Raw genomic sequence first — 629 nt, 5'->3', positions numbered from 1 at the left:
GTCCAGGGTGCCGTCCGGGAGGCGGCGGACGATGTCGCCGGTGCGGTAGAAGCGCTGCCCGTCCAGGGTGGTGAAGCGTTCGGCGGTGAGGTCGGGGCGGTGGTGGTAGCCGTCGGCGAGGCCGGTGCCGCCGATGAGGAGTTCGCCGGGGACACCGACGGGGGTGGGTGTGTCGTGGGCGTCGAGGACGCGGACGGTGGTGTTGGCCAGGGGGGTGCCGATGGTGACGCGGGCCGGGTGCGGGGGGATGTCCCAGGCGGTGGACCAGATGGTGGTCTCGGTGGGGCCGTACATGTTGAGCAGCCGGGTCACCCGGGCGCGCAGGGTGGTGGCGAGGGCCGGGGGGAGGGGTTCGCCGCCGCACAGGGCCGTGAGGCCTTGGGGGAGGTCGCCGGTCAGGAGCAGGCGCCAGCCGGAGGGGGTGGCCTGGACGTGGGTGACGCCTTCGTCGCGGACGAGGGCGGCCAGGGCGGTCGCGTCGCGGCTGGTGGGGGTGTCGGCGACGACCACACGGCCGCCGGTTGCCAGGGGCAGGTACAGCTCCAGGGCGGAGATGTCGAACGACAGCGACGTCAGCGCGAGCCACCGGTCCCGGTCGGTGGAGCCGACCAGGTCGCGCAGGGCGAGGA

At 74.6% G+C, this 629-nt stretch carries 1 protein-coding gene; it reads right to left on the bottom strand.

All coding sequences use genetic code 11. From position 1 onward, the window contains the following. A partial coding sequence (locus tag IF17_RS0135735; RefSeq protein WP_030575380.1) for an AMP-binding protein occupies positions 1–629 on the bottom strand: 629 nt, incomplete at both ends.

The organism is Streptomyces cyaneofuscatus, from assembly GCF_000718135.1.
GTDB classification, from domain to species: Bacteria; Actinomycetota; Actinomycetes; order Streptomycetales; family Streptomycetaceae; genus Streptomyces; species Streptomyces cyaneofuscatus.
The sequence above is the reverse complement of the archived record's forward strand: the minus strand, read 5'-3'. Positions and strand labels throughout refer to the sequence as shown.